27 protein-coding genes are annotated in these 25215 nt (G+C 62.4%); 21 read left to right on the forward strand and 6 right to left on the reverse strand.

Annotation, left to right across the window (positions count from 1 at the left end; translation table 11 throughout):
* Positions 1 to 35: 35 nt before the first annotated feature.
* Positions 36 to 524 carry a DUF3015 domain-containing protein gene (locus ACP691_RS01005; protein WP_426152589.1) on the reverse strand — a complete coding sequence of 163 codons (489 nt, stop codon included), beginning with the start codon at positions 522 to 524 and terminating at the stop codon, positions 36 to 38.
* A 247-nt stretch (positions 525 to 771) separates the two neighbouring features.
* On the opposite strand from ACP691_RS01005, the gene ACP691_RS01010 reads away from it, so the two are divergent.
* From ACP691_RS01010 to ACP691_RS01025, 4 genes are all read left to right on the forward strand, one after another.
* Positions 772 to 3213 (forward strand): AAA family ATPase, encoded by a 2442-nt coding sequence (locus ACP691_RS01010; protein WP_426152591.1) that lies wholly within the window; start codon positions 772 to 774, stop codon positions 3211 to 3213.
* 98 nt (positions 3214 to 3311) lie between these two features.
* Entirely contained in the window at positions 3312 to 3653 is a 342-nt protein-coding gene (locus ACP691_RS01015) for a hypothetical protein (RefSeq protein ID WP_426152593.1), read from the forward strand.
* A gap of 79 nt (positions 3654 to 3732) precedes the next feature.
* Positions 3733 to 4221, forward strand: coding sequence for a TIGR00645 family protein (locus tag ACP691_RS01020; protein ID WP_040261658.1), 489 nt, complete (start codon positions 3733 to 3735; stop codon positions 4219 to 4221).
* 62 nt (positions 4222 to 4283) lie between these two features.
* Complete coding sequence (locus tag ACP691_RS01025; RefSeq protein ID WP_426152595.1) at positions 4284 to 4901, forward strand: FKBP-type peptidyl-prolyl cis-trans isomerase; 618 nt, start codon at positions 4284 to 4286, stop codon at positions 4899 to 4901.
* Positions 4902 to 4940: 39 nt separating this feature from the next.
* On the opposite strand, the gene ACP691_RS01030 is transcribed toward ACP691_RS01025, so the two are convergent.
* The 3 genes from ACP691_RS01030 to ACP691_RS01040 form a co-directional block, all read right to left on the reverse strand.
* A complete protein-coding gene (locus ACP691_RS01030; RefSeq protein ID WP_426152597.1) occupies positions 4941 to 5183 on the reverse strand; it encodes a hypothetical protein in 243 nt (80 codons plus the stop codon).
* 75 nt (positions 5184 to 5258) lie between these two features.
* Positions 5259 to 5597, reverse strand: coding sequence for a zinc ribbon domain-containing protein YjdM (locus ACP691_RS01035; protein WP_426152599.1), 339 nt, complete (start codon positions 5595 to 5597; stop codon positions 5259 to 5261).
* Between the two features lie 83 nt (positions 5598 to 5680).
* Entirely contained in the window at positions 5681 to 6649 is a 969-nt protein-coding gene (locus ACP691_RS01040; RefSeq protein WP_426152601.1) for a polyprenyl synthetase family protein, read from the reverse strand.
* Positions 6650 to 6933: 284 nt separating this feature from the next.
* Here ACP691_RS01040 and rplU point away from each other — a divergent pair, with 284 nt between their 5' ends.
* From rplU to ACP691_RS01065, 5 genes are all read left to right on the forward strand, one after another.
* Complete coding sequence (gene rplU / locus ACP691_RS01045; RefSeq protein WP_426152603.1) at positions 6934 to 7245, forward strand: 50S ribosomal protein L21; 312 nt, start codon at positions 6934 to 6936, stop codon at positions 7243 to 7245.
* 36 nt (positions 7246 to 7281) lie between these two features.
* Positions 7282 to 7539: a 50S ribosomal protein L27 gene (gene rpmA, locus ACP691_RS01050; protein ID WP_040261664.1), complete on the forward strand. Its 258-nt coding sequence runs from the start codon at positions 7282 to 7284 to the stop codon at positions 7537 to 7539.
* A 190-nt stretch (positions 7540 to 7729) separates the two neighbouring features.
* Positions 7730 to 8950 carry an Obg family GTPase CgtA gene (cgtA, locus tag ACP691_RS01055; protein ID WP_040261665.1) on the forward strand — a complete coding sequence of 407 codons (1221 nt, stop codon included), beginning with the start codon at positions 7730 to 7732 and terminating at the stop codon, positions 8948 to 8950.
* A gap of 130 nt (positions 8951 to 9080) precedes the next feature.
* Positions 9081 to 10199 carry a glutamate 5-kinase gene (gene proB / locus ACP691_RS01060; protein WP_426152606.1) on the forward strand — a complete coding sequence of 373 codons (1119 nt, stop codon included), beginning with the start codon at positions 9081 to 9083 and terminating at the stop codon, positions 10197 to 10199.
* 8 nt (positions 10200 to 10207) lie between these two features.
* Complete coding sequence (locus ACP691_RS01065; protein ID WP_426152608.1) at positions 10208 to 10663, forward strand: CreA family protein; 456 nt, start codon at positions 10208 to 10210, stop codon at positions 10661 to 10663.
* 186 nt (positions 10664 to 10849) lie between these two features.
* Here ACP691_RS01065 and rpsT read toward each other — a convergent pair whose 3' ends face one another.
* Entirely contained in the window at positions 10850 to 11122 is a 273-nt protein-coding gene (rpsT, locus tag ACP691_RS01070) for a 30S ribosomal protein S20 (protein ID WP_040261668.1), read from the reverse strand.
* Between the two features lie 198 nt (positions 11123 to 11320).
* Between rpsT and murJ the strand changes: the two genes are divergently transcribed.
* From murJ to ispH, 6 genes are all read left to right on the forward strand, one after another.
* Positions 11321 to 12859: a murein biosynthesis integral membrane protein MurJ gene (gene murJ / locus ACP691_RS01075; RefSeq protein ID WP_426152610.1), complete on the forward strand. Its 1539-nt coding sequence runs from the start codon at positions 11321 to 11323 to the stop codon at positions 12857 to 12859.
* A gap of 121 nt (positions 12860 to 12980) precedes the next feature.
* Positions 12981 to 13907: a bifunctional riboflavin kinase/FAD synthetase gene (ribF, locus tag ACP691_RS01080; RefSeq protein WP_040261670.1), complete on the forward strand. Its 927-nt coding sequence runs from the start codon at positions 12981 to 12983 to the stop codon at positions 13905 to 13907.
* A 21-nt stretch (positions 13908 to 13928) separates the two neighbouring features.
* The gene (gene ileS, locus ACP691_RS01085) at positions 13929 to 16760 is read left to right on the forward strand and encodes an isoleucine--tRNA ligase (RefSeq protein ID WP_426152612.1); all 2832 of its coding nucleotides are present in this window, start codon (positions 13929 to 13931) and stop codon (positions 16758 to 16760) included.
* Entirely contained in the window at positions 16753 to 17265 is a 513-nt protein-coding gene (gene lspA, locus ACP691_RS01090) for a signal peptidase II (RefSeq protein ID WP_426152614.1), read from the forward strand. The genes ileS and lspA overlap by 8 nt, the downstream gene beginning before the upstream one ends.
* A complete protein-coding gene (locus tag ACP691_RS01095) occupies positions 17258 to 17695 on the forward strand; it encodes an FKBP-type peptidyl-prolyl cis-trans isomerase (RefSeq protein WP_040261673.1) in 438 nt (145 codons plus the stop codon). Before lspA ends, ACP691_RS01095 begins: the two co-directional genes overlap by 8 nt.
* Positions 17696 to 17730: 35 nt before the next feature.
* Positions 17731 to 18678 carry a 4-hydroxy-3-methylbut-2-enyl diphosphate reductase gene (gene ispH, locus ACP691_RS01100; RefSeq protein ID WP_040261674.1) on the forward strand — a complete coding sequence of 316 codons (948 nt, stop codon included), beginning with the start codon at positions 17731 to 17733 and terminating at the stop codon, positions 18676 to 18678.
* On the opposite strand, the gene ACP691_RS01105 is transcribed toward ispH, so the two are convergent.
* Positions 18675 to 19205 (reverse strand): GspH/FimT family pseudopilin, encoded by a 531-nt coding sequence (locus tag ACP691_RS01105; protein ID WP_426152616.1) that lies wholly within the window; start codon positions 19203 to 19205, stop codon positions 18675 to 18677. The two genes, ispH and ACP691_RS01105, sit on opposite strands and share 4 nt — an antisense overlap.
* Positions 19206 to 19341: 136 nt before the next feature.
* Here ACP691_RS01105 and ACP691_RS01110 point away from each other — a divergent pair, with 136 nt between their 5' ends.
* Genes ACP691_RS01110 through ACP691_RS01135 form a run of 6 tightly spaced genes read left to right on the forward strand, consistent with a single transcriptional unit; the run spans position 19342 to position 25212 of the window.
* A complete protein-coding gene (locus ACP691_RS01110; protein WP_426152618.1) occupies positions 19342 to 19824 on the forward strand; it encodes a GspH/FimT family pseudopilin in 483 nt (160 codons plus the stop codon).
* On the forward strand, positions 19785 to 20300 hold the full coding sequence (gene pilV, locus ACP691_RS01115; RefSeq protein WP_426152620.1) for a type IV pilus modification protein PilV: 516 nt from the start codon (positions 19785 to 19787) through the stop codon (positions 20298 to 20300). The genes ACP691_RS01110 and pilV overlap by 40 nt, the downstream gene beginning before the upstream one ends.
* The gene (locus tag ACP691_RS01120) at positions 20297 to 21019 is read left to right on the forward strand and encodes a PilW family protein (RefSeq protein ID WP_426152622.1); all 723 of its coding nucleotides are present in this window, start codon (positions 20297 to 20299) and stop codon (positions 21017 to 21019) included. Before pilV ends, ACP691_RS01120 begins: the two co-directional genes overlap by 4 nt.
* Before the next feature lie 11 nt (positions 21020 to 21030).
* The gene (locus ACP691_RS01125) at positions 21031 to 21504 is read left to right on the forward strand and encodes a pilus assembly PilX family protein (RefSeq protein ID WP_426152624.1); all 474 of its coding nucleotides are present in this window, start codon (positions 21031 to 21033) and stop codon (positions 21502 to 21504) included.
* On the forward strand, positions 21491 to 24787 hold the full coding sequence (locus tag ACP691_RS01130) for a pilus assembly protein (protein WP_426152626.1): 3297 nt from the start codon (positions 21491 to 21493) through the stop codon (positions 24785 to 24787). Before ACP691_RS01125 ends, ACP691_RS01130 begins: the two co-directional genes overlap by 14 nt.
* A gap of 8 nt (positions 24788 to 24795) precedes the next feature.
* The gene (locus tag ACP691_RS01135) at positions 24796 to 25212 is read left to right on the forward strand and encodes a type IV pilin protein (protein ID WP_426152628.1); all 417 of its coding nucleotides are present in this window, start codon (positions 24796 to 24798) and stop codon (positions 25210 to 25212) included.
* Positions 25213 to 25215: the final 3 nt, after the last annotated feature.

Here is a 25215-nt window from a genome sequence, read left to right on the forward strand (position 1 = left end):
GCCCCACAGCAGGAGGGGCGGGAGACGCAGCGACCTTACGCCTGGGTGACGTACTTGGCCAGTCGCGGATCGTTCTTCAGGATTTGCAGGGTATTGGCGTGTACATCTTCAGCGGTCACGTCGGCGGTCTTGAAGATGTCGTTGAAGTGCTGGTGGGTCACGCTGGAGAAGTAGGCGCGATCTTCAGGCTGGACGCCCAGCACCACGGCATAGGTGGTCAAGGCTTCGCCCTGGCCCTGGGCCATGTCTTCGGAAAGTTCGTTCATCATGCCGTTCATGGCCAGCCAGGACTTGCCGCCATAGGTCAGCGCGCCACTGGTGTTGCAGCCGTTGGTCCCGGAGGTCATGCCGAAGGTGGCGTTGCCGGAGGTGCCGTTGGTGGTGGATGCCAGGAAGTGGGCGGGGGTGCCGCGCTGGCCTTCGAAGAGCATGTTGCCCCAGCCGCAATCCGGGCCACCCGGGGCCTGGGCGAAGGCCTGCAGGGAGGCGACGGTAAACAGGGAGCCAAGCAGAATCCGTTTCATAGCATTGTTCTCGCGTGTCGATCGAAATGGCCCGGTACCCCGCGGAGCACCGGGCGCACACCGCCGTTGGGCTGGGTGCGCACGTTGGAGTTTAGGCAGGGTTCGCGGTTCCGTTGGTACTTGGCGGTGTTTTGAATAAAAAAGTGTCATATGTCATGCGCGTTGCCCGCTATGGCCGCCGCACCCTTGCGGGGGGCGCCCAGGCGGCGCCAGAATGCCCCATGGTCTGTATATCTAAGGATGCCTGATGCCTGATTCCGCCGCCGTTCGCCTGCGCCTGCCCCCCGAAGCGCTGGCGCGTCCGTTTTCCGCCGAGCAGTTCAGCTTCGCCAGCACCGAAGACCTGGAGCCGTTCCGTGGCGTACTGGGCCAGGAACGCGCTGTCGAGGCCCTGCAGTTCGGTGTGGCGATGCCCCGGCCCGGTTATAACGTGTTCGTGATGGGCGAACCGGGAACAGGGCGTTTTTCCTTCGCCAAGCGTTATCTGAAAACCGAGGCCAAGCGCCTGCAAGCCCCATCGGACTGGGTGTACGTAAACAACTTCGAGGACCCGCGCAATCCCCGCGCGCTGGAAATGCCGCCCGGAACCGCGGGCGAGTTCATCAGCGACATCGGCGGCCTGATCGACAACTTGCTGGCAACCTTCCCGGCTGTGTTCGAGCACCCAGCCTACCAGCAGAAGAAGAGCGCCATCGACCGCGCGTTCAATCATCGCTACGACAAAGCCCTGGATGTGATCGAGCGGGTCGCGCTGGAGAAGGACGTTGCCCTTTACCGCGACAGTAGCAACATCGCCTTCACGCCCATGCTCGACGGCAAGGCGCTGGACGAGGCGGAGTTCGCCCAACTGCCCGAAGAGGCGCGGGCGCGTTTCCATGACGACATCGCCAGCCTGGAAGAGCGCCTCAACGAAGAACTGGCCAGCCTGCCTCAGTGGAAACGTGAGTCCAGCAACCAGCTGCGCCAGCTCAACGAAGAAACCATCACCATCGCCCTGCAACCCTTGCTGGGGCCGCTATCGGAACGCTATTCGGAATATGCCGGGGTATGCGCCTACTTGCAGGCCATGCAGGTGCACCTGCTGCGCACCGTGGTGGAACAGCTGGTCGACGACCCCAAGCCCGACGCCGTGGCGCGCAAGATGCTCGAGGAGCAGTATGCGCCCAACCTGGTGATCGGCCATCATGCCAACGGCGGGGCGCCTGTGGTGTTCGAACCGCACCCGACCTACGACAACCTGTTCGGCCGCATCGAGTACAGCACCGACCAGGGCGCGCTCTATACCAACTACCGGCAACTGCGCGCGGGGGCATTGCACCGGGCCAATGGCGGCTTCCTGATCCTGGAGGCAGAAAAAATGCTGGGCGAGCCCTTCGTCTGGGATGCGCTCAAGCGCTCGCTGCAGTCGCGCCGGTTGAAGATGGAATCACCGCTGGGCGAATACGGCCGCATCGCCACTGTGACCCTTACTCCGCAGATGATTCCGCTGAACGTGAAGCTGGTGATCATCGGCTCCCGCCAGCTGTACTACGCCCTGCAGGACCACGATCCGGACTTCCAGGAAATGTTCCGGGTGCTGGTGGACTTCGACGAAGACATTCCCATGGATGGCGACAGCCTGGAGCAGTTCGCCCAGTTGCTGAAAACCCGCACCTCCGAGGAAGGCATGGCGCCGCTGAGCGCCGATGCCGTGGCGCGGCTGGCCACCTACAGCGCCCGCCTGGCCGAGCACCAGGGACGTCTTTCAGCGAAAATCGGCGACCTCTTCCAACTGGTGAGCGAGGCAGATTTCATTCGCCAGGTCGCAGGCGAAGCGGTCACCGATGCCGGGCATATCGAACGCGCACTCAAGGCCAAGGCTACCCGGACCGGACGGGTCTCGGCACGCATCCTCGACGATATGCTCGCCGGTATCGTGCTCATCGACACCAGTGGCGCGGCGGTAGGCAAATGCAACGGCCTGACCGTGCTGGCGGTGGGCGACTCGGCCTTCGGGGTGCCAGCGCGCATTTCCGCCACCGTCTACCCAGGCAACAGCGGCATCGTGGATATCGAGCGGGAGGTCAACCTCGGCCAACCGATCCACTCCAAGGGTGTGATGATCCTTACCGGCTATCTGGGCAGCCGCTACGCTCAGGAGTTTCCGTTGGCCATCTCCGCCAGTATCGCCCTGGAGCAGTCCTACGGCTATGTGGACGGAGACAGCGCCTCCCTGGGCGAAGCTTGCACCCTGATCTCGGCGTTGTCGCGCAAGCCACTGAAGCAGTGTTACGCCATTACCGGGTCGATCAACCAGTTCGGCGAAGTGCAGGCGGTGGGCGGCGTGAACGAGAAGATCGAAGGCTTTTTCCGCCTTTGCGAAGCCCGGGGGCTGACCGGCGAGCAAGGCGCGATCATTCCCAAGGCCAATGTCGCGACGCTCATGCTCGATGAGAAAGTGGTCAAGGCGGTGCGCGATGGGAAATTCCATGTCTACGCCGTCAGTCAGGCGGATGAAGCGCTGAGTCTGCTGGTCGGCGAAGAGGCCGGCGAGGCCGACGCCGATGGCAACTTTCCGGAGGGCAGCGTGAACGCCCTGGTGGTGGATCGTCTGCGCGCGATCGCCGAAGTGGTGACCGAAGAGGACCTGCGCGAGGGCGAGCGGGAGCACAAGGTCGAGGCGCTGGCGGAGGTCAAGGGTACATCCTGAAAGCGTGAGGCGACCGCTCGGCAGCTCGACGACGGGGGTGCCGGATCTTTTGCGAGATCGGCGGTCATACGAGGATACTCAGCGGAGGGATCGCCAGCATGGCCCATGCGCTCAGCCTTACCCGTCAATGCCTCGGGCTTGAAACCCGTATCGAATGCATGATCCGGCCAGTGGCCGGCGGCGTGGGCCACTGGACCCTGCTCTTCGCCGCTGGCATGGCCGGGGAGCAACCGACCGCGATCAAGGCCCAAGGGCCTTTTCACGGTGCCCGCGCGGCGGAGTCGGTGCTCGATGCCATCGTCGACAGCCTGACCCTCCATGGCTATGTGCTACGCGACGATCCGCGTATCTGGGATATTCATCTCCACGGCCAATTGCGCAAGATCAACGCCGAGCGCGGCCGCCATCTGGGCGACTACCTGGCTCACCCAGACGCATGAGTTTACAAGTGCCGTTGCGCTTTTCATGAGTGGGCAAGGGTATACTCGGCAGCTGTTTTTCAAGCTGCTGTGAGTTGCAATGGAACGTCTGATCGAAAAAACCATGTACGCCTCCCGCTGGTTGCTGGCGCCCATCTATTTCGGGTTGTCCCTGGGCCTGCTCGCCCTGGCGCTGAAATTCTTCGAGGAAATCTTCCATATCCTGCCCAACGTCTTCGCCATGGCGGAGTCAGAGCTGATCCTGGTACTGCTGTCGTTGATCGACATGGCGCTGGTAGGTGGCTTGCTGGTCATGGTGATGATTTCCGGGTACGAGAACTTCGTGTCGCAGCTGGATATCGATGAAGGCGTCGAGAAGCTCAACTGGCTTGGCAAGATGGACTCGTCCTCGCTGAAGATGAAGGTTGCCGCGTCCATCGTGGCGATTTCGTCGATCCACCTGCTGCGCGTGTTCATGGACGCCCGGAACATCGAGGCCGAGCACCTGATGTGGTACGTGATCATCCACATGACCTTCGTGATTTCCGCCTTCGCCATGGGTTACCTGGACAAGCTCACCAAGCACTGATGTGCTAGGCTGCTCCCCTTTTTGGCTGGGCCGGCACGCCGGCCCCACGACGGAGCAGCGCAATGTCCGAACTTATCCTGAACACTGACGAAACCCGCGTCAGCTACGGTATCGGCCGCCAGTTGGGCGACCAGATCCGCGACAACCCTCCACCGGGTGTCAGCCTGCAGGCGCTGATTGCCGGCCTCACCGACGCCTTCAACGGCGAAGCCAGCCGTGTGGGTGCCGAGGAAATGAACAGCGCCTTCCGCGCCATCCGTGAAGTGATGCAGGAGCAGGAGCGCGCCAAGGCCGAAGCCGCCGCAGGCGAGGGCCGGGCCTACCTGGCCGAGAATGCCAAGCGCGAAGGCGTGACCACCCTGGCGTCCGGCTTGCAGTTCGAAGTGCTCACCGCTGGCGACGGCGCCAAGCCTACTCGCGAAAGCACCGTGCGCACTCACTACCACGGCACCCTTATCGACGGCACTGTATTCGACAGCTCCTACGATCGCGGCCAGCCAGCCGAATTTCCAGTCGGCGGCGTGATTGCCGGCTGGACCGAAGCCCTCCAGTTGATGAACACCGGCAGCAAATGGCGCCTGTACGTGCCTAGCGAGCTGGCATACGGCGCTCAGGGCGTAGGCTCCATTCCGCCGCACAGTACCCTGGTGTTCGATGTGGAGCTCCTGGATATCCTTTGATAGCCAGGCGGTGGGAGCGGCGCAAGCCAGCTCCTGCCATCAATGCAGTTCACCCGCCGGGCGCAATGCCCGGGCGTAGCAGAACAGGAACAGGTTGCGTACCAGTTCCTTCTGCACCTGCGGCTCGGTGGAATTGAGGCATTCGAAAACGAGTTCGCCCTGGTCTCTGAGTTCATCCAGGGCATCTTCGTGAAGGACGGCACACACCTCACCGGTTTCCCGATGCAGGATACGCAGATACGGATGAGAGCGGTCCAGCCAGGCGTCGATGAGGTAGGTCACGATTATTCTCCTTGATGACGTCCATTGAGAATAATTCGTATTTGCAGCTTTGCAAAGGGCGGTGTGTACCGGTCGTCAGGCTTTGCGGACGAATTCGGACTTCAGCTTCATGGCGCCGATGCCGTCGATCTTGCAATCGATGTCGTGGTCACCATCGCACAGGCGGATATTGCGCACCTTGGTACCGACCTTGACCACAAGGGAGGTGCCCTTGACCTTCAAGTCCTTGATGACCGTCACGCTATCGCCATCCTGCAACACATTGCCAACCGAGTCCTTGATAACCCGGGTGTCATCCTCTCCGGCCGCAGCCTCACCGGCGGCCCACTCGTGAGCGCATTCAGGGCAAACCAGCAACGGGCCATCTTCATAGACGAACGCAGAGCCGCATTGGGGGCAGGGTGGCAATGACATAGCAAACCTTTCAGGTAGTAGCGGCGCGGCCGTGCCCGGCCAGCTTCAATGCTGGACCAGGGACGCTCGCGGGGCCAGAGTGATCAGTAGGTACGAGCGACCGCGAACTCGCTCAGTTCCACCAGGGCATCCCGGTACTCGCTGGGCTCAAGGGCGTCGAGGCAGGCGACGGCGCGAGCGGCGAAGGCCTGCGCCAATTGGGCCGTATAGGCCAGGGCGCCAGAGGCCTCCACCGCCTCGCGAATGCGTTCCAGGTCTTCGATGCCGCCTTTCTGGATGGCCTGGCGCACCAGGGCTGCCTGCTCGGCGGTGCCTTCGCGCATGGTGTAGATCAGTGGCAAGGTAGGCTTGCCTTCGGCCAGGTCATCACCCACGTTCTTGCCCAGGGTGTCGGCATCGCCCTTGTAATCCAGCAGGTCGTCGACCAGCTGGAAAGCCACGCCCAGGTGATCGCCGAACTGGCGCAAGGCCTCGCGCGCCGCCTCGCTGCCGGTGGCCAGGGCCGCCGCGCTATGGGTGGACGCCTCGAACAGCATGGCGGTCTTGCCGCGAATCACCTCCATGTAGGTTTCCTCGCTGGTGCTGGCGTCGCGCACCTTGGACAGCTGCAGCACCTCGCCCTCGGCGATGACGCGGGTCGCCTGGGACAGGATGCCCATCACCGGCATGGACCCTAGCTGGACCATCATTTCGAAGGAGCGCGAATAGAGGAAATCCCCTACCAGCACGCTGGGGGCGTTGCCCCACATGGCATTGGCGGTGGAGCGGCCGCGACGCATCCCGGACATGTCCACCACGTCGTCGTGGAGCAGGGTAGCGGTATGAAGGAACTCGATGGTGGCGGCCAGCAGGCGCAGGTCGGCGCCTTCATGGCCCAGGGCCTTGCCGGTCAGCAGTACCAGAAGCGGGCGCAGGCGCTTGCCGCCCGCAGAGATGATATAGTCGCCGATCTTCGATACCAGCGGCACCCTTGAGGTCAGCTGCTGCTTGATGATCTCGTCGACGGCGGTGAAATCTTCCGCCACCACACGATAAAAGGCTTGGGGTTGCATCAGCGACTAACGCTCCATATAGGTTGCGCGGCATGCTAGGTGGCAGGTCCCGGCCTGTCAAGGCGAAGCCCCGTGCCAGCGGCGTTCGCTCGTCCCCTGGCCCTTGCATGCCCTGGCGGCGTTGCGTACAATCGCGCACCCTGAACTTCCTGGGCATCACCTGCCTTACGCAATTGCAGTCGGGTTTCCCGTAGGGCCCCGTAGGGTTCCCCACCCACTGCAGCCATGCCAGCCAACACTCTTCCTATAAAGCGCTGGGTGAGCAGGATTAACGGAGAAACATCATGTACGCAGTAATCGTTACCGGTGGCAAGCAATACAAGGTCACCGAAGGTGAATACCTGAAGGTCGAGAAGCTGGAAGTCGCCACCGGCGAATCCATCACTTTCGATCGCGTTCTGTTGGTTGGCAATGGCGACGACGTGAACATCGGCGCCCCTGTCGTTGAAGGCGCCAAAGTGGTTGCCGAAGTCGTGGCCCAAGGTCGTCACGACAAAGTGCGGATCATCAAATTCCGCCGTCGTAAGCACCACATGAAGCGCATGGGCCACCGCCAGTGGTTCACCGAGATCAAAATCACCGGTATCCAGGCCTGATTTCTCGCCCGGTCCGCACATTGGAGTATTGAACTCATGGCACACAAAAAAGCTGGTGGTAGTACCCGTAACGGTCGCGATTCCGAAAGTAAACGCCTTGGCGTGAAAATGTTCGGCGGCCAGGTCATCAAGGCCGGCAACATCATCGTGCGTCAGCGCGGCACCCAGTTCCACGCCGGCTACGGCGTTGGCATCGGCAAGGACCACACCCTCTTCGCCAAAGTCGAAGGCGTGGTGAAGTTCGAAGTCAAAGGTGCTTTCGGTCGTCGTTACGTAAGCGTCGTCGCGGCCTGATCGCGATTTCGCAGAAAAGCCCTGTCTCGCGACGGGGCTTTTTTGTTTGTAGTGAGTCTCTTGCAAAGCTGCTGCTTGAGCTCCAGCGCTGTTCTGCTCGGTCGTTGATTGGGGCGCTGCGCTCAATTTTGCAAGAGCCTTATGGTCCTTGGTCTTTATGGCTCGCCCTCCGGGCGAGAGGCATCTTTTTATGAAGTTTGTTGATGAAGTATCCATCCGCGTCAAGGCGGGTGATGGCGGCAACGGTTGCATGAGCTTCCGCCGCGAGAAATTTATCGAGAACGGCGGCCCCAATGGCGGCGATGGGGGCGATGGCGGCTCCGTGTTCATGGTGGCGGACGAAAACCTCAACACTCTGGTGGACTACCGTTATACCCGTCATTTCGAGGCCCAGCGCGGCGAGAATGGCGGTAGCACCGACTGCACCGGCGCCAAGGGCGAAGACCTGGTGCTGCGCGTGCCAGTCGGGACCACGGTGATCGATGCCAGCACCCAGGAAGTGATCGGTGACCTGGTTAAGCCGGGGCAGCGGCTGATGGTTGCGCAGGGTGGTTGGCATGGCCTTGGCAATACCCGCTTCAAGTCCAGCACCAACCGGGCCCCGCGCCAGACCACCCCAGGCAAGCCGGGTGACCAGCGCGACCTGAAACTGGAAATGAAAGTGCTGGCCGATGTGGGCCTGCTTGGCCTGCCCAACGCGGGCAAGAGTACCTTCATCCGCTCGGTATCGGCGGCCAAGCCCAAGGTGGCGGACTACCCATTCACCACCCTGGTACCCAACCTGGGCGTGGTCAGTGTGGATCGCTGGAAAAGCTTCGTCATCGCCGACATTCCCGGGTTGATCGAAGGCGCCTCCGATGGAGCCGGGCTGGGGATCCGTTTCCTCAAGCACCTGGCGCGTACCCGCTTGCTCTTGCATCTGGTGGACATGGCGCCCTTCGATGGCACCAGTCCGGCCGATGCCGCCGAGGTCATTGTCAATGAGCTGGTCAAGTTCAGCCCGTCCCTGGCCGAGCGGGATCGCTGGCTTGTACTGAACAAGTGCGACCAGCTGTTGGAGGAAGAGCACGAGGCGGCCGTGAAGGAAGTGGTCGACCGTCTGCAGTGGGAAGGCCCGGTGTATGTGATTTCCGCCTTGGCCAAGGAAGGGACCGAGCGCCTGAGCCGTGACATCATGCGCTACCTTGAGCTGCGCGCCGAGCGCCTGGCCGAAGATCCGGCCTTCGCTGAAGAAGTGGCCGAGCTCGACCAGCGCATCGAAGACGAGGCCCGTGCTCAGCTGCAGGCCCTGGATGACCAGCGTGCCCTGCGTCGCAGCGGCGTGAAGAGCGTCCATGACATCGGCGATGACGATGACTGGGACGACGAAGACGACGAAGACGGCCCGGAAATCATTTACGTGCGCGACTGATCGGTTGCAGTACACTACAGCGCCCCGGCTCCGGGTGGGCGGCCAGGCCATTGCGGCCTTGGCGCCTGATCGGGCCGGGGCGTTGTCGTTCACGGTTTAACTGACGGTTGGGCAGGGCAGGGGCAGGAACATGCGGAGCAAGGTCACGGGTGCGCGGCGCTGGGTCGTCAAGATAGGCAGCGCCTTACTCACGGCGGATGGCAAGGGCTTGGACCGCGCCGCCATGGCGGTTTGGGTGGAGCAGATGGTCGCCCTGCATGAGGCGGGCGTGGAGCTGGTGCTGGTGTCTTCCGGCGCGGTTGCCGCAGGGATGAGCCGCCTGGGTTGGGCTCAGCGCCCCACCGCCATGCACGAACTCCAGGCCGCCGCCGCCATCGGCCAGATGGGCCTGGTGCAGGCGTGGGAATCGAGCTTCGCCCAGTATGAGCGCCGCACCGCGCAAATCCTGCTTACCCACGACGACCTGTCGGACCGCAAGCGCTACCTCAATGCTCGCAGCACCTTGCGCGCGTTGGTAGAGCTGGGCGTGATCCCGGTGATCAACGAAAACGACACCGTGGTGACCGACGAAATCCGTTTCGGCGATAACGACACCCTGGCCGCCCTGGTAGCGAACCTGGTGGAAGCCGACCTGCTGGTGATCCTGACCGATCGGGACGGCATGTTCGATGCCGACCCGCGCAGCAACCCCGACGCCCAGCTCATTCATGAGGCCCGCGCCGATGACCCCTCGCTGGATGCGGTGGCGGGGGGTACCGGGGGCGCGCTTGGGCGGGGTGGCATGCAGACCAAGCTGCGCGCGGCGCGCCTGGCCGCGCGTTCCGGCGCCCATACGTTGATCGTGGGCGGGCGCATCGAGCGTGTGCTCGATCGCCTCAAGGCGGGCGAGCGCCTCGGCACCTTGCTGACGCCGGAGCGGGGCATGCTGGCGGCGCGCAAGCAGTGGCTGGCGGGGCACCTGCAGACCCGTGGCACGCTACAGTTGGACGACGGTGCCGTACAGGCTTTGCGAGCGGCCAGCAAAAGCCTCTTGCCCGTAGGCGTGAAGGCTGTACAGGGCGCCTTCCGCCGGGGAGAGATGGTGGTGTGCATTGCTCCGGACGGTTCGGAAGTGGCTCGTGGCCTTACCAACTACAGCGCGGCTGAGGCCCAGCGCATCATCGGCCAGCCCTCGGACGCCATTCATGGCCTGTTGGGGTACATGGCCGAGCCTGAGCTGATTCACCGCGACAATCTGATCCTGGTATGAGGCCTGTCATGAAAGCTTTGCGATTCACGCTCCTTGCCTTGGCCTTCGCGCCCTTGCTCGCGAAGGCGGAGCAGGTGGGTGAAGTGTCCACTGTGTTCAAGTTCCTGGGGCCGAACGACCGTATCGTGGTGGAGGCCTTCGACGACCCCAAGGTCGAGGGTGTGACCTGTTATCTCTCGCGTGCCAAGTCGGGTGGGGTGAAGGGCGGGCTGGGCCTGGCCGAGGATCGCGCCGAAGCGTCCATCGCCTGCCGCCAGGTGGGGCCGATTCGCTTCGCCCAGCCGTTGAAGGATGGCGAGGAGGTGTTCAAGGAGCGAACCTCCCTGGTATTCAAGACGATGCAGGTAGTGCGTTTCTTTGACGAGAAGCGCAATACCCTGGTGTACCTGGTCTACAGTGACCGGGTTATCGAGGGTAGCCCGCAGAATGCGGTCACGGCCATACCTATTCTGCCTTGGCGGTAAGCGTCGGACCGCTGAAGCCTGCCGTGGAGGATGGGGCGAAGCTCCTGAGCGGGCTGGCCTGGTATGGCGAGGAGTGCCTTTCGCGAGCTGCGCCTGCGGCTCCGCCCGTTTCCTACACCAGATACTGCATCCATGATAGGCAATAAAAAACCGGCCACCAGGGCCGGTTTTCATGAAGCGCGTCGCTTAGGCGGCGGTCTTCAGGGCCTTGATGTGGCCATTCAGACGGCTCTTGTGGCGAGCGGCCTTGTTCTTGTGGATGATGCCCTTGTCGGCCATACGGTCGATCACAGGCACAGCCAGGGTGTAGGCAGCTTGCGCTTTCTCGGCGTCCTTGGTGTCGATCGCCTTGACTACGTTCTTGATGTAGGTACGAACCATGGAACGCAGGCTGGCGTTGTGGCTGCGACGCTTCTCAGCCTGTTTTGCACGTTTTTTGGCGGAAGGTGAGTTGGCCACCGTCGAGCTCCTCGAAAGACTTGGGGAATAGCAAACAAATAAGGCCGCGAATCATGCCGATGCGCAGGCGCGATGTCAAGGGAAAACCCCTATGATCGGCAGTGATGTCAGGACGAACGGCAGTGCGCGGAAAACCTTCCTTTCCACCGCGCGGGCTGTACACTTTCGGCTTTTTGGCCCGGTGGCGCAAACATCCACATGAACCTGCTCAAGTCCCTGGCGGCGGTCAGCTCTATCACAATGGTTTCCCGAGTGCTGGGGTTCGTTCGCGATACCCTGGTGGCGCGCATCTTCGGCGCGGGCATGGCGACCGACGCCTTCTTCATCGCCTTCAAATTGCCCAACCTGTTGCGCCGTATCTTCGCCGAGGGGGCGTTCTCCCAGGCCTTCGTGCCGATCCTGGCCGAATACCGCCAGCAGCAAGGGGACGAGGCCGCGCGCACCTTCACCGCCTACGTAGCCGGCCTGCTGACCCTGGCCCTGGCGCTGGTCACTGCCTTGGGGATGCTGGCCGCGCCCTGGGTCATCTGGGTCACGGCCCCAGGTTTCGCCGACACGCCAGAGAAGTTCGGGCTCACCAGCCAGCTGTTGCGTGTGACCTTTCCTTATATATTGCTGATCTCGCTGTCTTCCCTGGCGGGGGCGATCCTCAATACCTGGAATCGCTTCTCGGTGCCGGCTTTCACCCCCACGTTGCTCAACGTGGCGATGATCGGCTTCGCGCTCTTCCTGACGCCTTACTTCGATCCACCGGTGATGGCCCTGGCCTGGTCGGTGCTGGCCGGCGGGCTGGCGCAATTGCTGTACCAACTGCCGCACCTGAAAAAAATCGGCATGCTGGTACTGCCCAGGTTGAGCCTGCGGCACAGCGGGGCGCTGCGGGTGCTCAAGCAGATGGGGCCAGCCATCCTGGGTGTGTCTGTCAGCCAGATTTCCCTGATCATCAACACGATCTTCGCCTCCTTCCTGGCGGCCGGCTCCGTGTCCTGGATGTACTACGCCGACCGCTTGATGGAATTGCCCTCCGGCGTACTTGGCGTGGCCCTGGGCACCATCTTGCTGCCTACCCTGGCACGTACCTATGCCAACAAGGATCGCCAGGAATATTCCCGTATCCTCGATTGGGGGCTGCGCCTGTGCTTCCTGCTGGTGCTGCCGTGCGCGGTGGCGCTGGCTGTGCTGGCCGAGCCGCTGACCGTGGCCTTGTTCCAGTACGGCCGTTTCGACGCCTTCGACGCGGCCATGACCCAGCGCGCGCTGGTAGCCTATGCGGTAGGGTTGCTGGGCATCATCCTGATCAAGGTGCTGGCGCCGGGCTTCTATGCACAGCAGAACCTGCGCACCCCCGTGAAGATCGCCATCTGGACCCTGTTCGCGACTCAGGCGCTGAACCTGCTGTTGATCGGCCCGCTCCAGCATGCCGGCCTTGCCCTGGCCATCAGTGGTGGCGCCTGTCTGAACGCCGGGCTTTTGTATTGGCAGCTGCGACGCCAGGGGCTGTTCCAGCCGCAGGCCGGTTGGCCAGGGTTTCTGATCCGCCTGGTGCTGGCGGTGCTGGCCATGGCCGCGGTGCTGCTGGGGCTGATGCACTACATGCCGGCCTGGGCCGACGGCACCATGCTGGCCCGCTTCGCCCGTCTCGGCGTGCTGGTCGTTGCGGGCGCGGGCACCTATTTCCTGGCGCTGCTGGCCATGGGGCTGCGTCTGCATCAGTTCGCTCGTCGGGGCTTGCATTGAAATCGCCCGTGTCCGGCGGCATATCCGTTTCATCGCCCCAGGCGGCGCGGCCAGTGCTGCTGCCTGTCACCGGGGGCTGGGTGTGGTTATAATCGCTGACTTTATGATCAAGAAGCGCGCTATGCAGCTGGTTCGAGGTTTACACAACCTGCGCCCCCGTCACCGGGGCTGTGTCGCCACCATCGGCAATTTCGACGGCGTGCACCGTGGCCACCAGGCCATTCTCAAGCGCTTGCGCGAGCGAGCACTGGAACTGGGCGTGCCCAGCTGCGTGGTGATCTTCGAGCCGCAGCCGCGGGAGTATTTCAGCCCCGAGACGGCGCCGGCCCGCCTGACCCGATTGCGCGACAAGCTCGAGCTGCTGGCCGCCGAAGGCATCGACCGGGTGCTCTGTCTTGCGTTCAATCAGCGCCTGCGCGGCCTCAGCGCCGCCGAGTTCGTCGATACCATCCTGGTCCAGGGGCTTGGCGTGCGGCACCTGGAGGTAGGGGACGATTTTCGCTTCGGCTGTGACCGCCTGGGCGACTTCGCCTTCCTCACCGAGGCTGGCCAGCGCCATGGCTTCACGCTGGAAGCGGCCCGAACCGTGGAAGAAGCGGGCGTACGGGTCAGCAGCACCCAGATACGCCTCGCCCTGGCCGCGGCGGACTTCCCCCAGGCCGAGCGCTTGCTGGGGCGGCCATATCGCATCGAGGGCCGTGTGCTGCATGGGCAGAAACTGGCCCGGCAACTGGGCTGGCCCACGGCGAACGTGCAGCTCAAGCGTCGCCGGGTGCCCTTCACCGGGGTTTACCTGGTCAGCGTTGAACGGGATGGACGCGCCTGGCCGGGGGTAGCCAATATCGGGGTGCGTCCGACGGTGGCGGGGGATGGCCGTCCCCACCTGGAAGTACACCTGCTGGACTTCGCTGGCGATCTGTATGGCCGGCATTTGACGGTGGAGTTCCACCACAAGCTGCGTGATGAGCAGCGTTTCGCCTCGCTGGAGGCGCTGAAGTCGGCGATCGACGCGGACGTCGCCGCCGCCCGTGCCCATTGGCAGGGCTAACCGCCTAATGAAGAGCCTGAAATGACCGATTACAAAGCCACGCTAAACCTTCCGGACACCGCCTTCCCCATGAAGGCCGGCCTGCCCCAGCGCGAGCCGCAGATACTGCAGCGCTGGGACAGCATTGGCCTGTACCAGAAGCTGCGTGAGATTGGCAAGGATCGGCCAAAGTTCGTGCTTCACGACGGCCCGCCCTACGCCAACGGCAGCATCCACATCGGTCATGCCGTCAACAAGATTCTCAAGGACATGATCATCCGCTCCCGCACCCTGGCCGGCTATGACGCCCCCTATGTGCCGGGTTGGGATTGCCATGGCCTGCCCATCGAGCACAAGGTCGAGGTGACCCACGGCAAGGGCCTGCCCGCGGACAAGACTCGCGAACTGTGCCGTGCCTATGCCGCCGAGCAGATCGAAGAGCAGAAAGCCGGGTTCATCCGCCTGGGCGTGCTCGGTGACTGGTCCAACCCCTACAAGACCATGAGCTTCGTCAACGAGGCCGGAGAAATCCGTGCCCTGGCTGAAATGGTCCGCAATGGCTTCGTGTTCAAGGGCCTCAAGCCGGTGAACTGGTGCTTCGACTGCGGCTCGGCCCTGGCCGAGGCGGAAGTGGAGTACGCGGACAAGAAATCCTCCACCATCGATGTGGCCTTCCCGGTGGGCGACCAGGCCGCGCTGGCCGACGCCTTCGGCCTGCCGGGCCTGGAAAAGCCCGCCGCCATCGTGATCTGGACCACCACCCCCTGGACCATCCCGGCCAACCAGGCCTTGAACGTACATCCTGAGTTCATCTACGCCCTGGTGGACGTGGGCGATCGCCTGCTGGTACTGGCCGAGGAATTGGTCCAAGGCTGCCTGCAGCGCTACGGTCGCGAGGGTCATATCGTGGCCCGCGCAGCGGGCGCGGCCCTGGAGAAGATCCACTTCCACCACCCCTTCTACGAGCGGTTGTCGCCGGTCTACCTGGCCGAGTATGTCGAGCTGGGCGCGGGCACCGGCGTGGTTCACTCGGCGCCTGCCTATGGCGAGGACGACTTCGTCACCTGCAAGCGCTACGGCATGCACAACGATGACATCCTCACACCCGTGCAGAGCAACGGCGTCTACGTGGACAGCCTGCCGTTCTTCGGTGGCCAGTTCATCTGGAAAGCCGGCGCGGCCATCATCGACAAGCTGGCCGAGGTGGGCGCGCTGATGCACAGCGAAACCATCAGCCACAGCTACATGCACTGCTGGCGCCACAAGACCCCCCTGATCTACCGCGCCACCGCGCAGTGGTTCGTGGGCATGGACAAGCAGCCCGTCAGCGGCGACACACTGCGGGTGCGCGCGCTCAAGGCCATCGAGCAAACCCGCTTCGTGCCGGATTGGGGCCAGGCGCGGCTGCACTCGATGATCGCCAACCGTCCGGACTGGTGTATCTCCCGCCAGCGCAACTGGGGCGTGCCGATTCCTTTCTTCCTGCACAAGCAAACCGGCGAGCTGCACCCGCGTACCGTCGAGCTGATGGAAGCCGTGGCCCAGCGCGTGGAGCAGGAGGGCATCGAGGCCTGGTTCAAGCTGGACGCCAGCGAACTGCTGGGCGCCGAGGCGGCCGACTACGAGAAGATCAGCGACACCCTGGACGTGTGGTTCGATTCCGGCACCACCCATTGGCATGTGCTGCGCGGTTCCCACCCCATGGGCCACGAGCAGGGGCCACGCGCTGACCTGTACCTGGAAGGCAGCGACCAGCACCGCGGCTGGTTCCACTCTTCGCTGCTCACCGGTTGCGCCATCGACGACCACGCGCCCTATCGCGAGCTGCTCACCCATGGCTTCACCGTGGACGAGAACGGCCGCAAGATGTCCAAATCCCTGGGCAACACGGTGGCGCCGCAGAAGGTCAGCGATACCCTGGGCGCGGACATCATGCGCCTGTGGGTGGCGTCCACGGACTACTCTGGCGAAATGGCGGTGTCCGAACAGATTCTCCAGCGCAGCGCCGATGCCTACCGGCGTATCCGTAATACCGCGCGCTTCCTGCTCTCCAACCTCAGCGGCTTCGACCCGGCCCAGCACCTGTTGCCGCCGGAAAGCATGCTGGCCCTGGACCGTTGGGCGGTAGACCGTACCCTGTTGCTGCAGCGCGAGCTGGAAGAGCACTACCAGGCCTATCGTTTCTGGAACGTGTACTCCAAGGTGCACAACTTCTGCGTGCAGGAGCTGGGCGGCTTTTACCTGGACATCATCAAGGACCGTCAGTACACCACCCCGGCGGACAGCATCGCCCGTCGCTCCTGCCAGACGGCCTTGTTCCACATCGCCGAGGCCCTGGTGCGCTGGATCGCCCCGATCCTGGCGTTCACCGCCGACGAGATCTGGGAATACCTGCCGGGCGAGCGCAACGAGTCGGTCATGCTCAATGGCGCCTACGCCGGCCTGAGCGAGCTGCCGGAAGGCTTCGAGCTCAATCGTGAGTTCTGGGAAAGCGTGATGGCCGTGAAGGCTTCGGTCAACAAGGAGCTGGAAAACCAGCGCGCCGCCAAGGCCATCGGCGGCAACCTGCAGGCCGAAGTCACTCTCTACGCCGACGACAGCGTCCAGGGCGACCTGGGCAAGCTGGGCAACGAGCTGCGGTTCGTGCTCATCACTTCCAAGGCCACCCTGGCCCCCTTGGCCGCCGCTCCGGCCGACGCGGTCACCACCGAGGTGGCGGGCCTGAAGCTCAAGGTGGTCAAGTCCGCCCACGGCAAGTGCGCCCGTTGCTGGCACTTCGTGGAAGACGTGGGCGCCAATCCGGCACACCCTGACATCTGCGGCCGTTGCGTGACCAACCTCAGTGGTAGTGGCGAGGAGCGTCACTATGCCTAACGCGGCAGGGCGCTTCGGGCGCCTGGGGTGGCTGTGGCTCAGCGTGCTGGTGGTGGCGCTGGACCAGGCCAGCAAGTGGTACTTCGAGCACGCCCTTGAGCTGTACCAGCAGATTGTGGTCATTCCGGACTACTTCAGCTGGACCCTGGCCTACAACACCGGGGCGGCGTTCAGCTTCCTGGCCGACAGCTCCGGCTGGCAGCGCTGGCTGTTCGCGCTCATCGCCGTGGTGGTCAGCGCCGTGCTGATCGTCTGGCTCAAGCGCCTGGGGCGCGCCGACACCTGGCTGGCCATCGCGCTGGCCCTGGTGCTCGGGGGTGCCCTGGGCAACCTGTACGACCGTATCGTACTGGGCCATGTCATCGACTTCGTGCTGGTGCACTGGGAGCGACGCTGGTACTTCCCGGCGTTCAACCTGGCCGACAGCGCCATTACCGTGGGCGCGGTGATGCTGGCCCTGGACATGTTCAAGAGCAAGAAAAGCGGAGAGGCCGTCCATGACTGACGTACGCATCGGGCAGCACACCGAAGTGACCCTTCACTTCGCGCTGCACCTGGAAGACGGCAACACCGTGGACAGCACCTTCGACAAGGCGCCAGCCACCTTCAAGGTCGGCGATGGCAACCTGCTGCCCGGTTTCGAGAACGCCCTGTTCGGCCTCAAGGCCGGTGACAGACGCGACCTGACCGTGCTGCCGGAAAACGCCTTTGGCCAGCCCAACCCGCAGAACGTTCAGGTCATGCCGCGCAATCAGTTCGAGGGCATGGAGCTGGCCGAAGGGCTGCTGGTGATCTTCAACGATGCGGCCAATACCGAACTGCCGGGGATCGTCAAAGCCTTCGACGACCAGCACGTGACGGTGGACTTCAACCATCCCCTGGCCGGCAAGACCCTGCGGTTCGAAGTCCAGATCATCGACGTCCGGGCACTTTGAGCCCAGTACACCGGCGCAGCGCCGGGGAGCCTTGCATGCACATCAAACTCGCCAACCCCCGTGGCTTCTGCGCCGGCGTGGACCGGGCCATCGAGATCGTCAACCGCGCGCTGGAAGTGTTCGGGCCGCCGATCTACGTCCGCCATGAAGTGGTTCACAACAAGTTCGTGGTGGAAGACCTGCGCAGTCGCGGCGCGATCTTCGTCGAAGAACTCGATCAGGTACCGGACAACGTCATCGTCATCTTCAGCGCCCATGGCGTCTCCCAGGCCGTGCGCCAGGAAGCCGCTGGCCGGGGGCTGAAGGTGTTCGACGCCACCTGCCCGCTGGTGACCAAGGTGCACATCGAGGTGGCGCGCTACAGCCGGGACGGGCGGGAAACCATCCTGATCGGCCACGCAGGCCACCCCGAAGTGGAAGGCACCATGGGCCAGTACGATGCCAGCAATGGGGGCGCCATCTACCTGGTCGAAGACGAGGCGGACGTTGCCCGCCTACAGGTGCAGGACCCGGACAATCTCGCGTTCGTGACCCAGACCACGCTGTCCATGGATGACACCAGCCGGGTGATCGACGCCTTGCGCGCGCGCTTTCCCAAGATCGGCGGGCCACGCAAGGACGACATCTGCTATGCCACCCAGAACCGCCAGGACGCGGTCAAGCAATTGGCCGACGAGTGCGATGTGGTGCTGGTAGTGGGCAGCCCCAACAGTTCCAACTCCAACCGCCTGCGCGAACTGGCCGAGCGCATGGGCACCCCGGCCTACCTGATCGACGGCGCCGAAGACCTGCAGCAAGGCTGGTTCGATGCTGTGGGCAGGGTGGGGATTACCGCCGGCGCCTCGGCTCCCGAGGTGCTGGTGCGTGGCGTGATCGAGCAGCTTCAGGCCTGGGGCGCCACCGGAGCGGACGAGCTGGCCGGCCGCGAAGAGAACATTACCTTCTCCATGCCCAAGGAGCTGCGGGTCAAGACCCTCGGCTAGGCAGGGCACAGCGACGTGGGCGGGCCTTCCCGAGTGATCCGAACCCGCCCGGTGCGGGCCACTACCACCCGGCGATGGGCCTCGTTGCCGGCTTCGCACAGGTGAAAGGTGCCCGCCAGGGCGCCCCGGTTGGGCAGGCGCGGCACGCCCAGGTAATCGAACGCCAGTTGCTCGCGCAGGTTCTGGGTAGCCGCCACTCGCACCGAAGCATCGCCCAGTCGCTGCACCACCACAGGGTTGTTCGGGTCTGTCATTCCCTTGCCGCTTTCGTCCACCACCATTTGCCAACCCTTGGTCCAGTCTCCGTCCAGCGGGTGGACTATCACCGTGCGGTTGCGCTGGACAGCCTCCAGCCTGGCGCTGCGCAGATCACTGGCCAGTTCATGGGCGAACGCCAGGCGCCGCTGCTCGGCGATCAACCCGGAAAAACCGGGGGCCAGCCACTGGGCTAATATCGCTAGCACGGCGAGGGTAATCAACAGGTCGAACAGGCTCAGGCCGCGGCAGGCCTTGAAGGCGCTAGGCATTGTCATCTTCCTTGATATTTTTTCCCGGGTCAGCGCGTCCGATGCGCTGGTTCTCAAGCCATAACGGTATATGCTTTGCCCCAGAAGTCCGACGCCGGGGCTGGAGCATGTTCGGCGCGTCGAGGTGGAGGCTGCAATGCGTCAAGGTATCAAGGGATTTACGTTGATCGAGCTGCTGGTCACCGTGGCGGTCATGGTCATCGCCGTGACCGTGCTGGTGCCCTCGTTCACCACGTTGATCGCCCGCAACCGCGCCGACGCGGACATGGCCGAGATCGCCCGGGCGCTGGGGTATGCGCGGTTGGAAGCCATCGACCAAGGCGTGCGGGTAAGGGTGATGCCGGTGCCGGGGCAGTTGTGGGCCGGCCAGATGCAGGTCATGCCACTGAAGCCAAATGGCGACCTGGCTGTTTCACCGCTGCGGATGCTTCCGGCACTGTCTGGCAGCGCCAACCTGGGCGTGACCGCCAATGCCAGTACCCCAGAGTATGTGGAGTTCAACGGCCTGGGCTCCCTGGCATCCGCGTATCCAGTCAGATTCGTCTATACCAATGGCAGTCAGAACCGCACACTGTGGGTATGCGTGAATGGCCGAGTCGTGCTGGGTGGTACCTGCTGATGAAGCGTCAGGCGGGGGTGTCCCTGATCGAGGTGCTGGTGGCGCTGCTCATCATGACCCTGGCATTGCTCGGCGCGGCCGCCTTGCAGGTCAACGCGTTGAAGTACACCGACAGCGCCAGGCTGCGCACCCAGGCCAGCTTCATCGCCTACGACATGATGGAACGCATCCGGGCCAACAACGGCGTCAACTACACCTTGGCCAACCTTGGCTCGGCGCCCGCCTCGGGTAGCGCGACCGACCCGAAGATCCAAGACCTGTTCGATTTCGGCCAGAACGTTACCGCCATGGGCGGCACTGCGGCCTCGATCACCTTGGTCAATTCCGTATACACCGTGTCCATCACTTGGGATGACAGCCGCGCGGGTTCCATGTACAGCGGCGACAACTCGGCGGGCACGGGCGCCAGCACGCAAACCTTCACCCTTACCAGCCGGGTAGCGGCGCCGACCACTACCACGACGACCAGCCAATGAAACGTCAACAGCAGGGCCTCAGCCTGATCGAACTCATGGTGTCCATGGCCCTTGGCCTGGTCATCGTGCTGGGGGTGACCCAGGCGTTCCTTTCCGCCAAGAATACATACCTGACCCAGAACGCGTCTTCCGCCATGCAGGAAGACGCACGCTACCTGCTCACCCGCATGACTCAGGAAATCCGTATGACGGGCATGTTCGGTTGCCTGGGGACCATTAGCCCGCCTCCCAACAATCCGGAGGTATTCACAGCGGCGCAAACCACACCGATTTCCTGGACAGTGGACAACAGCAACGGCAACCGTCTGATGCTGGTCACCGCGGATGTGGGCAGCGCGGGCACGGTGCCCACCTGGACGGTGCTGTCGGACTGCCTGACCACGGCCACGGCCTACAACGGCTCGGCCACGGCCGCCAGCGGGCAACTGGCCTTCCCGCTGCGGCAGGTGTATTACTCGTTCAAGAACAACACCATCTATACCGGCCCTGTCGGCGCCCAGCAGCCTCTGATCAGCAATGTCAGCGAATTCACCGTGATGTTCGGTCTTGCCGCGGACGCAACCAGCGCATCGGTCACTAGCTATGTAGCCATCCCCACCACGGCGCAGATGCCTTTCATCCGTACCGTTCGCCTGGGCTTGAAAATGACTGACCCCGACGGCCGCACCCGGGTCCAGGCCTATTCGGTGGTGGCGGCCTTGCGTAACCGTTTGCAATGAGGAGGCGAGCGATGGCCCCCCGTTTCAACTCGCCCCGAAACCAGCAAGGTGGCATGGCGCTGATCGTGGCCCTGATTTTCCTGATGCTGCTTACGCTGCTGGGGCTCAACTCCATGCAGAACGCAACCCTGCAGGAAAAAATGAGCAACAGTGTGCAGTTCCGCAACCAGTCGTTCCAGCTGGCCGAGGCAGCGCTCCGGGTAGGCGAGGGCGCGGTGTCTGCTGCCACCTTCAATATGGCCCTGTGCGCCAGCCCCGCTGCCTGCGCGCCGCCGGATGGGTCCAGCGTGACCGCCGCGGGTAATGCTACCTACGTCACCTGGGTAAGCGCGGGGGAGGGCAGCCTATACGCCGTACAGCGTATCGGTGCGACCACCGGGGCTGTATGGATCAGTGGGCAGTCGGCCACGCTGTACCGAATCACCGGGGTCGGCATCGTTGGCAATGCCCGTACCGTGCTGGAGAGCATCTATGCGAAATATTGAATCGCGCCCAGGAAAGTGGAACTGGCGGGCATTGCTGGGCGGGGTTTTCCTTGGATCCTATGCCAGCGCTCCGGCCTACGCGGCCTTTACTCCGACCACGGCACCGCTGCTGAGCTCAGCGGCGGTCACGCCTAATGTGATGCTGCTGGTGGACAATTCCGGGAGTATGAACAACCTGATCCGCCCCTCTGACTTCGATCAATCCGTGGTCAGGCCGCAAATCTACTATTGCAGTTCGGATACTAGCTGCGCTAGTACTACGAAACCGAGCATGGAGGACGACGGGGCGTTATTGTATACGCTTAAACAAGGTGATTGTTCAAGCGGCTATTATGGGTTCTCCAAAACCGAAAGAAATAATAGTAAGAACAGCGCCGCTGATTATTGCTTGAAGTTTCCTGATCCAGTGGGTAATGAAAATACACGTATCGGTGTTCGCTACATCGCTTACTTGATGAGCCTGGCGGGAACGAGCAGTGGGAAGATCACCAGAAACTTCACTGATGGGAGCATTCCTCAAGATTATCGGATGAGCGTTGCCAAAACCGTATCGTCGGCATTGGTTACCGCAAATAGAAGCCTTCGCATTGGCCTTACGGTCTTCAATCCTTACAACTCATCCATTTCTCCCACCGATCGGGGGCCGGGGGGGACGGTTCGATACGGGATTTCCGATCTTCAAGCCAGGGGTGATACCACTGCCGCAGATGCGACTACCAACTACAATAACCTGATAAGCGCGATAAAGGCTTTGTCCGCTACTACAAGTACTCCCTTGGCGGAAACTTACTATGAAATTATTCGCTATTTCAGAGGGATGTATGGTTATAGCGGGTATCACATTTCGAAGGAACTTCCCGCCTATACAAGCCCAATTCAGTATCGCTGCCAACGCAATTTTGGAGTGGTCATCACAGATGGGCTACCCACTTATGACCGTACCTACCCACAGCGGTCACTTGATTCGAGCAGTGCCGATGCCGACCCCGATGTAACGAACAGCGCCAACGGTTGGCCTAATTGGGATAACCGGAATAACGATGGGGATAACCTGAACGGCGACGACGAAGGCGATACGCTGTATCTGGATGATATGGCAAAATTCGGTTACGACATTGACCTACGTAATATTAGCAGCGGAACCGCCAAAGGTAGCCCTGGTGGGAAGGGTTCTACAGACAAGGCAGGTAAAAGTTGGGATGCCAACGATTTTTCCAAGCAAAACCTTTATACCTATACAGTAGGCTTCACCGCCGCTAACCAAATGCTATCCGATGCGGCGAGCTATGGGCACGGTAAGTATTACCAAGCAACCGACAGTGCAACGCTTACCGCAGCGCTCGCTCAGGCGCTCAACGAAATAAGTTCAAAAGCGGGCTCAGGTGGGGGAGGGACTACCATATCGTCTACCACCTATAATTCTAATTATTACTACCAGAGTCTTTATGATCCCACGGACTGGAGCGGTACCATTCGTGCATTCGCCTTTGGTAGTGATGGTTCCCTCGATACCAATGGCACCCCGACCTGGAGTACCGATGACAAAATGGCGATTGGCACTACCGGTGGCACTTTCCAATCTTGGAATACCACCACCAATTCGCGTATCGCCCTGGCCTTCGCCAACTTCTCCCCGGCCCAGCAGGCGACGCTCACCAGTAGCCTGTCCAGCCTCAGCACTCGCAATAGCACAGGCGCAACCCTTACGGGAGTCGACCTGATCGAGTGGACCAAGGGCACTAATAAAACCGGGCTCAAGACTCGGACCAAGCTGTTGGGCGATGTGATCGACTCACCGGTAGTTCTGGCCTCGGCCACCACCCAAACCGCCTCGGACCTTACTGGCGATACCACCTATAGCGCCTATCTGACTACCAAGGCCAAGGGCATGACTACCAGCATTCTGGTCAATGCCAACGATGGCCTTACCAATGTGCTCGAGGCCAGTAGCGGCAGACGGCGATATGGATATTTGCCGTCTACGACCCTGCCTAATCTCTATATGGTGGAAGATCCAACTTACGTGGATGGTACATCCCATCGATTCCTCAACGACGGGCCCTTGGCTGTGTATGACGCTCAGGTCGGAGGCGCCAACAGCGCTTGGAAAACCATTGCCTATGGGGGGACAGGGGGCGCCGCCAAGGCGTTCTACGCCTTCCAGTTGTTCGATGCCAGCGCGGGCGATTCCTTCAACGCCCTCTGGGAAATACGCGCGCCAGACACGGCCAGCACCAACAATAGCTTCAATGATTTGGGCTACGCCTACGCCAAGCCGGAAGTGGCTCGCCTGCCTGATGGCACCTGGGCAGCCTTTATCGCCAATGGGTACGGCAGCAACAGCGGTGTCGCGGCCTTGTATGTGGTCAACGCCATCACCGGCGCGCTGATCAAGAAAATCGTGGTGGACAGCACCGAGACGGACAACGGGCTTTCCTCGGTGGAGCTGACCGTCAATGCCTCCAATGTGGTGCAGGCTGCCTATGGCGGGGACCTCAAAGGCCGGATGTGGAAGTTCGACCTGAGCAGTACCTCCACGTCCAGCTGGGGCCTGGCCTTCTCCGGCAAGCCCCTGTTCACCGCGCCGGGCGGCAGCAACCAGCCGATCACTGCCCAGCCGCTGGTGGTGGCCAATACCACCAGTGGCTACACGGTATATTTCGGCACGGGCAAATTCCTCGAAACCGCCGACAAGACCACTACCGACACTGAGGGCTTCTATGCGGTATGGGACGCCAGCGGGGGCACCGGGAACTTCACGGTAGCCAGTCTCCAGGCCCAGTCGATCACCGGTACTTTCAGTGGTACCGGAGGCACTTACCTGACCGTTTCGCAGAACTCGGTGGACTACACCACCAAGAAGGGCTGGTACCTGCCCCTGGCCTACAACAACACCATGATCGGCGAGCGGGTGATCTACCAGCCTACCTATACCCGCGGGCGGATCGTTTTCACCACGGCCGGTGTCGACACTACAGACCCTTGCGCGAGCCAGGGCTTCGGCCGCTTGATCGAACTGGAAGCCAGTTCCGGCAAGATGCTCAACTACGCCGTGATCGATACCAACGGCGACGGAGTAGTGAACAGCGATGACGCGATTTCGGCCGGAATGAACTTCCTGAGTGGTATTCCGACCCTCAACGCAGTGGTAAGCGACACCGGTAGCTCATCGTCTACAGCCGATACGAAAGTGGTGAACACCTCCGATGCGAAGGTCACCACCATCAAGGAACTGGGCGGCAGCGGCGGGGCACGGCGCATCATGTGGCGGCAAATACAGTAGGGATGGCTATGAAACAGGCAAGCAAGGGCTTTACTCTGATCGAACTGATGATCGTGGTGGCGGTGGTCGGGCTGTTGGCCGCCATCGCCTACCCCAGCTACATGAACTACGTGCGCAAGAGTCATCGGGCCGAGATCGCCCAGTTGCTGGTGGAAGCCGCACAAGGCATGGAGCGATACTATTCCCGGGCAGGGCAGTACACGGTCAAGGAGGGCGTAACCGACTATCAGGTTCCCGCTGGCAACGCCTGGTACAACGTGGCAATCAACCGCGAGCCTCAGGCCTTCACTATCACTGCCACACCCGCAAACAACACACTCATGGCCAACGACGTGTGTGGCACCTTCACCATTGACCAGGCGGGGCGGCGCAACAACCCGGTACTGGCATCAGGGGTTACCGTGGCCTATTGCTGGGGGCGCTGAGTG

It is taken from the genome of Pseudomonas sp. DC3200b2 (genome assembly GCF_049895785.1).
In the GTDB taxonomy this organism is placed as follows: domain Bacteria; phylum Pseudomonadota; class Gammaproteobacteria; order Pseudomonadales; family Pseudomonadaceae; genus Aquipseudomonas; species Aquipseudomonas massiliensis.

What these genes read in the sequence shown, in the direction of transcription:
- ACP691_RS01005 (WP_426152589.1), bottom strand. Translation starts at nt 524, where the DNA reads ATGAAACGGATTCTGCTTGGCTCCCTGTTTACCGTCGCCTCCCTGCAG.
- ACP691_RS01010 (WP_426152591.1), top strand. Translation starts at nt 772, where the DNA reads ATGCCTGATTCCGCCGCCGTTCGCCTGCGCCTGCCCCCCGAAGCGCTG.
- ACP691_RS01015 (WP_426152593.1), top strand. Translation starts at nt 3,312, where the DNA reads ATGGCCCATGCGCTCAGCCTTACCCGTCAATGCCTCGGGCTTGAAACC.
- ACP691_RS01020 (WP_040261658.1), top strand. Translation starts at nt 3,733, where the DNA reads ATGGAACGTCTGATCGAAAAAACCATGTACGCCTCCCGCTGGTTGCTG.
- ACP691_RS01025 (WP_426152595.1), top strand. Translation starts at nt 4,284, where the DNA reads ATGTCCGAACTTATCCTGAACACTGACGAAACCCGCGTCAGCTACGGT.
- ACP691_RS01035 (WP_426152599.1), bottom strand. Translation starts at nt 5,597, where the DNA reads ATGTCATTGCCACCCTGCCCCCAATGCGGCTCTGCGTTCGTCTATGAA.
- ACP691_RS01040 (WP_426152601.1), bottom strand. Translation starts at nt 6,649, where the DNA reads ATGCAACCCCAAGCCTTTTATCGTGTGGTGGCGGAAGATTTCACCGCC.
- rplU (WP_426152603.1), top strand. Translation starts at nt 6,934, where the DNA reads ATGTACGCAGTAATCGTTACCGGTGGCAAGCAATACAAGGTCACCGAA.
- rpmA (WP_040261664.1), top strand. Translation starts at nt 7,282, where the DNA reads ATGGCACACAAAAAAGCTGGTGGTAGTACCCGTAACGGTCGCGATTCC.
- cgtA (WP_040261665.1), top strand. Translation starts at nt 7,730, where the DNA reads ATGAAGTTTGTTGATGAAGTATCCATCCGCGTCAAGGCGGGTGATGGC.
- proB (WP_426152606.1), top strand. Translation starts at nt 9,081, where the DNA reads ATGCGGAGCAAGGTCACGGGTGCGCGGCGCTGGGTCGTCAAGATAGGC.
- ACP691_RS01065 (WP_426152608.1), top strand. Translation starts at nt 10,208, where the DNA reads ATGAAAGCTTTGCGATTCACGCTCCTTGCCTTGGCCTTCGCGCCCTTG.
- murJ (WP_426152610.1), top strand. Translation starts at nt 11,321, where the DNA reads ATGAACCTGCTCAAGTCCCTGGCGGCGGTCAGCTCTATCACAATGGTT.
- ribF (WP_040261670.1), top strand. Translation starts at nt 12,981, where the DNA reads ATGCAGCTGGTTCGAGGTTTACACAACCTGCGCCCCCGTCACCGGGGC.
- ileS (WP_426152612.1), top strand. Translation starts at nt 13,929, where the DNA reads ATGACCGATTACAAAGCCACGCTAAACCTTCCGGACACCGCCTTCCCC.
- lspA (WP_426152614.1), top strand. Translation starts at nt 16,753, where the DNA reads ATGCCTAACGCGGCAGGGCGCTTCGGGCGCCTGGGGTGGCTGTGGCTC.
- ACP691_RS01095 (WP_040261673.1), top strand. Translation starts at nt 17,258, where the DNA reads ATGACTGACGTACGCATCGGGCAGCACACCGAAGTGACCCTTCACTTC.
- ispH (WP_040261674.1), top strand. Translation starts at nt 17,731, where the DNA reads ATGCACATCAAACTCGCCAACCCCCGTGGCTTCTGCGCCGGCGTGGAC.
- ACP691_RS01105 (WP_426152616.1), bottom strand. Translation starts at nt 19,205, where the DNA reads ATGCCTAGCGCCTTCAAGGCCTGCCGCGGCCTGAGCCTGTTCGACCTG.
- ACP691_RS01110 (WP_426152618.1), top strand. Translation starts at nt 19,342, where the DNA reads ATGCGTCAAGGTATCAAGGGATTTACGTTGATCGAGCTGCTGGTCACC.
- pilV (WP_426152620.1), top strand. Translation starts at nt 19,785, where the DNA reads ATGCGTGAATGGCCGAGTCGTGCTGGGTGGTACCTGCTGATGAAGCGT.
- ACP691_RS01120 (WP_426152622.1), top strand. Translation starts at nt 20,297, where the DNA reads ATGAAACGTCAACAGCAGGGCCTCAGCCTGATCGAACTCATGGTGTCC.
- ACP691_RS01125 (WP_426152624.1), top strand. Translation starts at nt 21,031, where the DNA reads ATGGCCCCCCGTTTCAACTCGCCCCGAAACCAGCAAGGTGGCATGGCG.
- ACP691_RS01130 (WP_426152626.1), top strand. Translation starts at nt 21,491, where the DNA reads ATGCGAAATATTGAATCGCGCCCAGGAAAGTGGAACTGGCGGGCATTG.
- ACP691_RS01135 (WP_426152628.1), top strand. Translation starts at nt 24,796, where the DNA reads ATGAAACAGGCAAGCAAGGGCTTTACTCTGATCGAACTGATGATCGTG.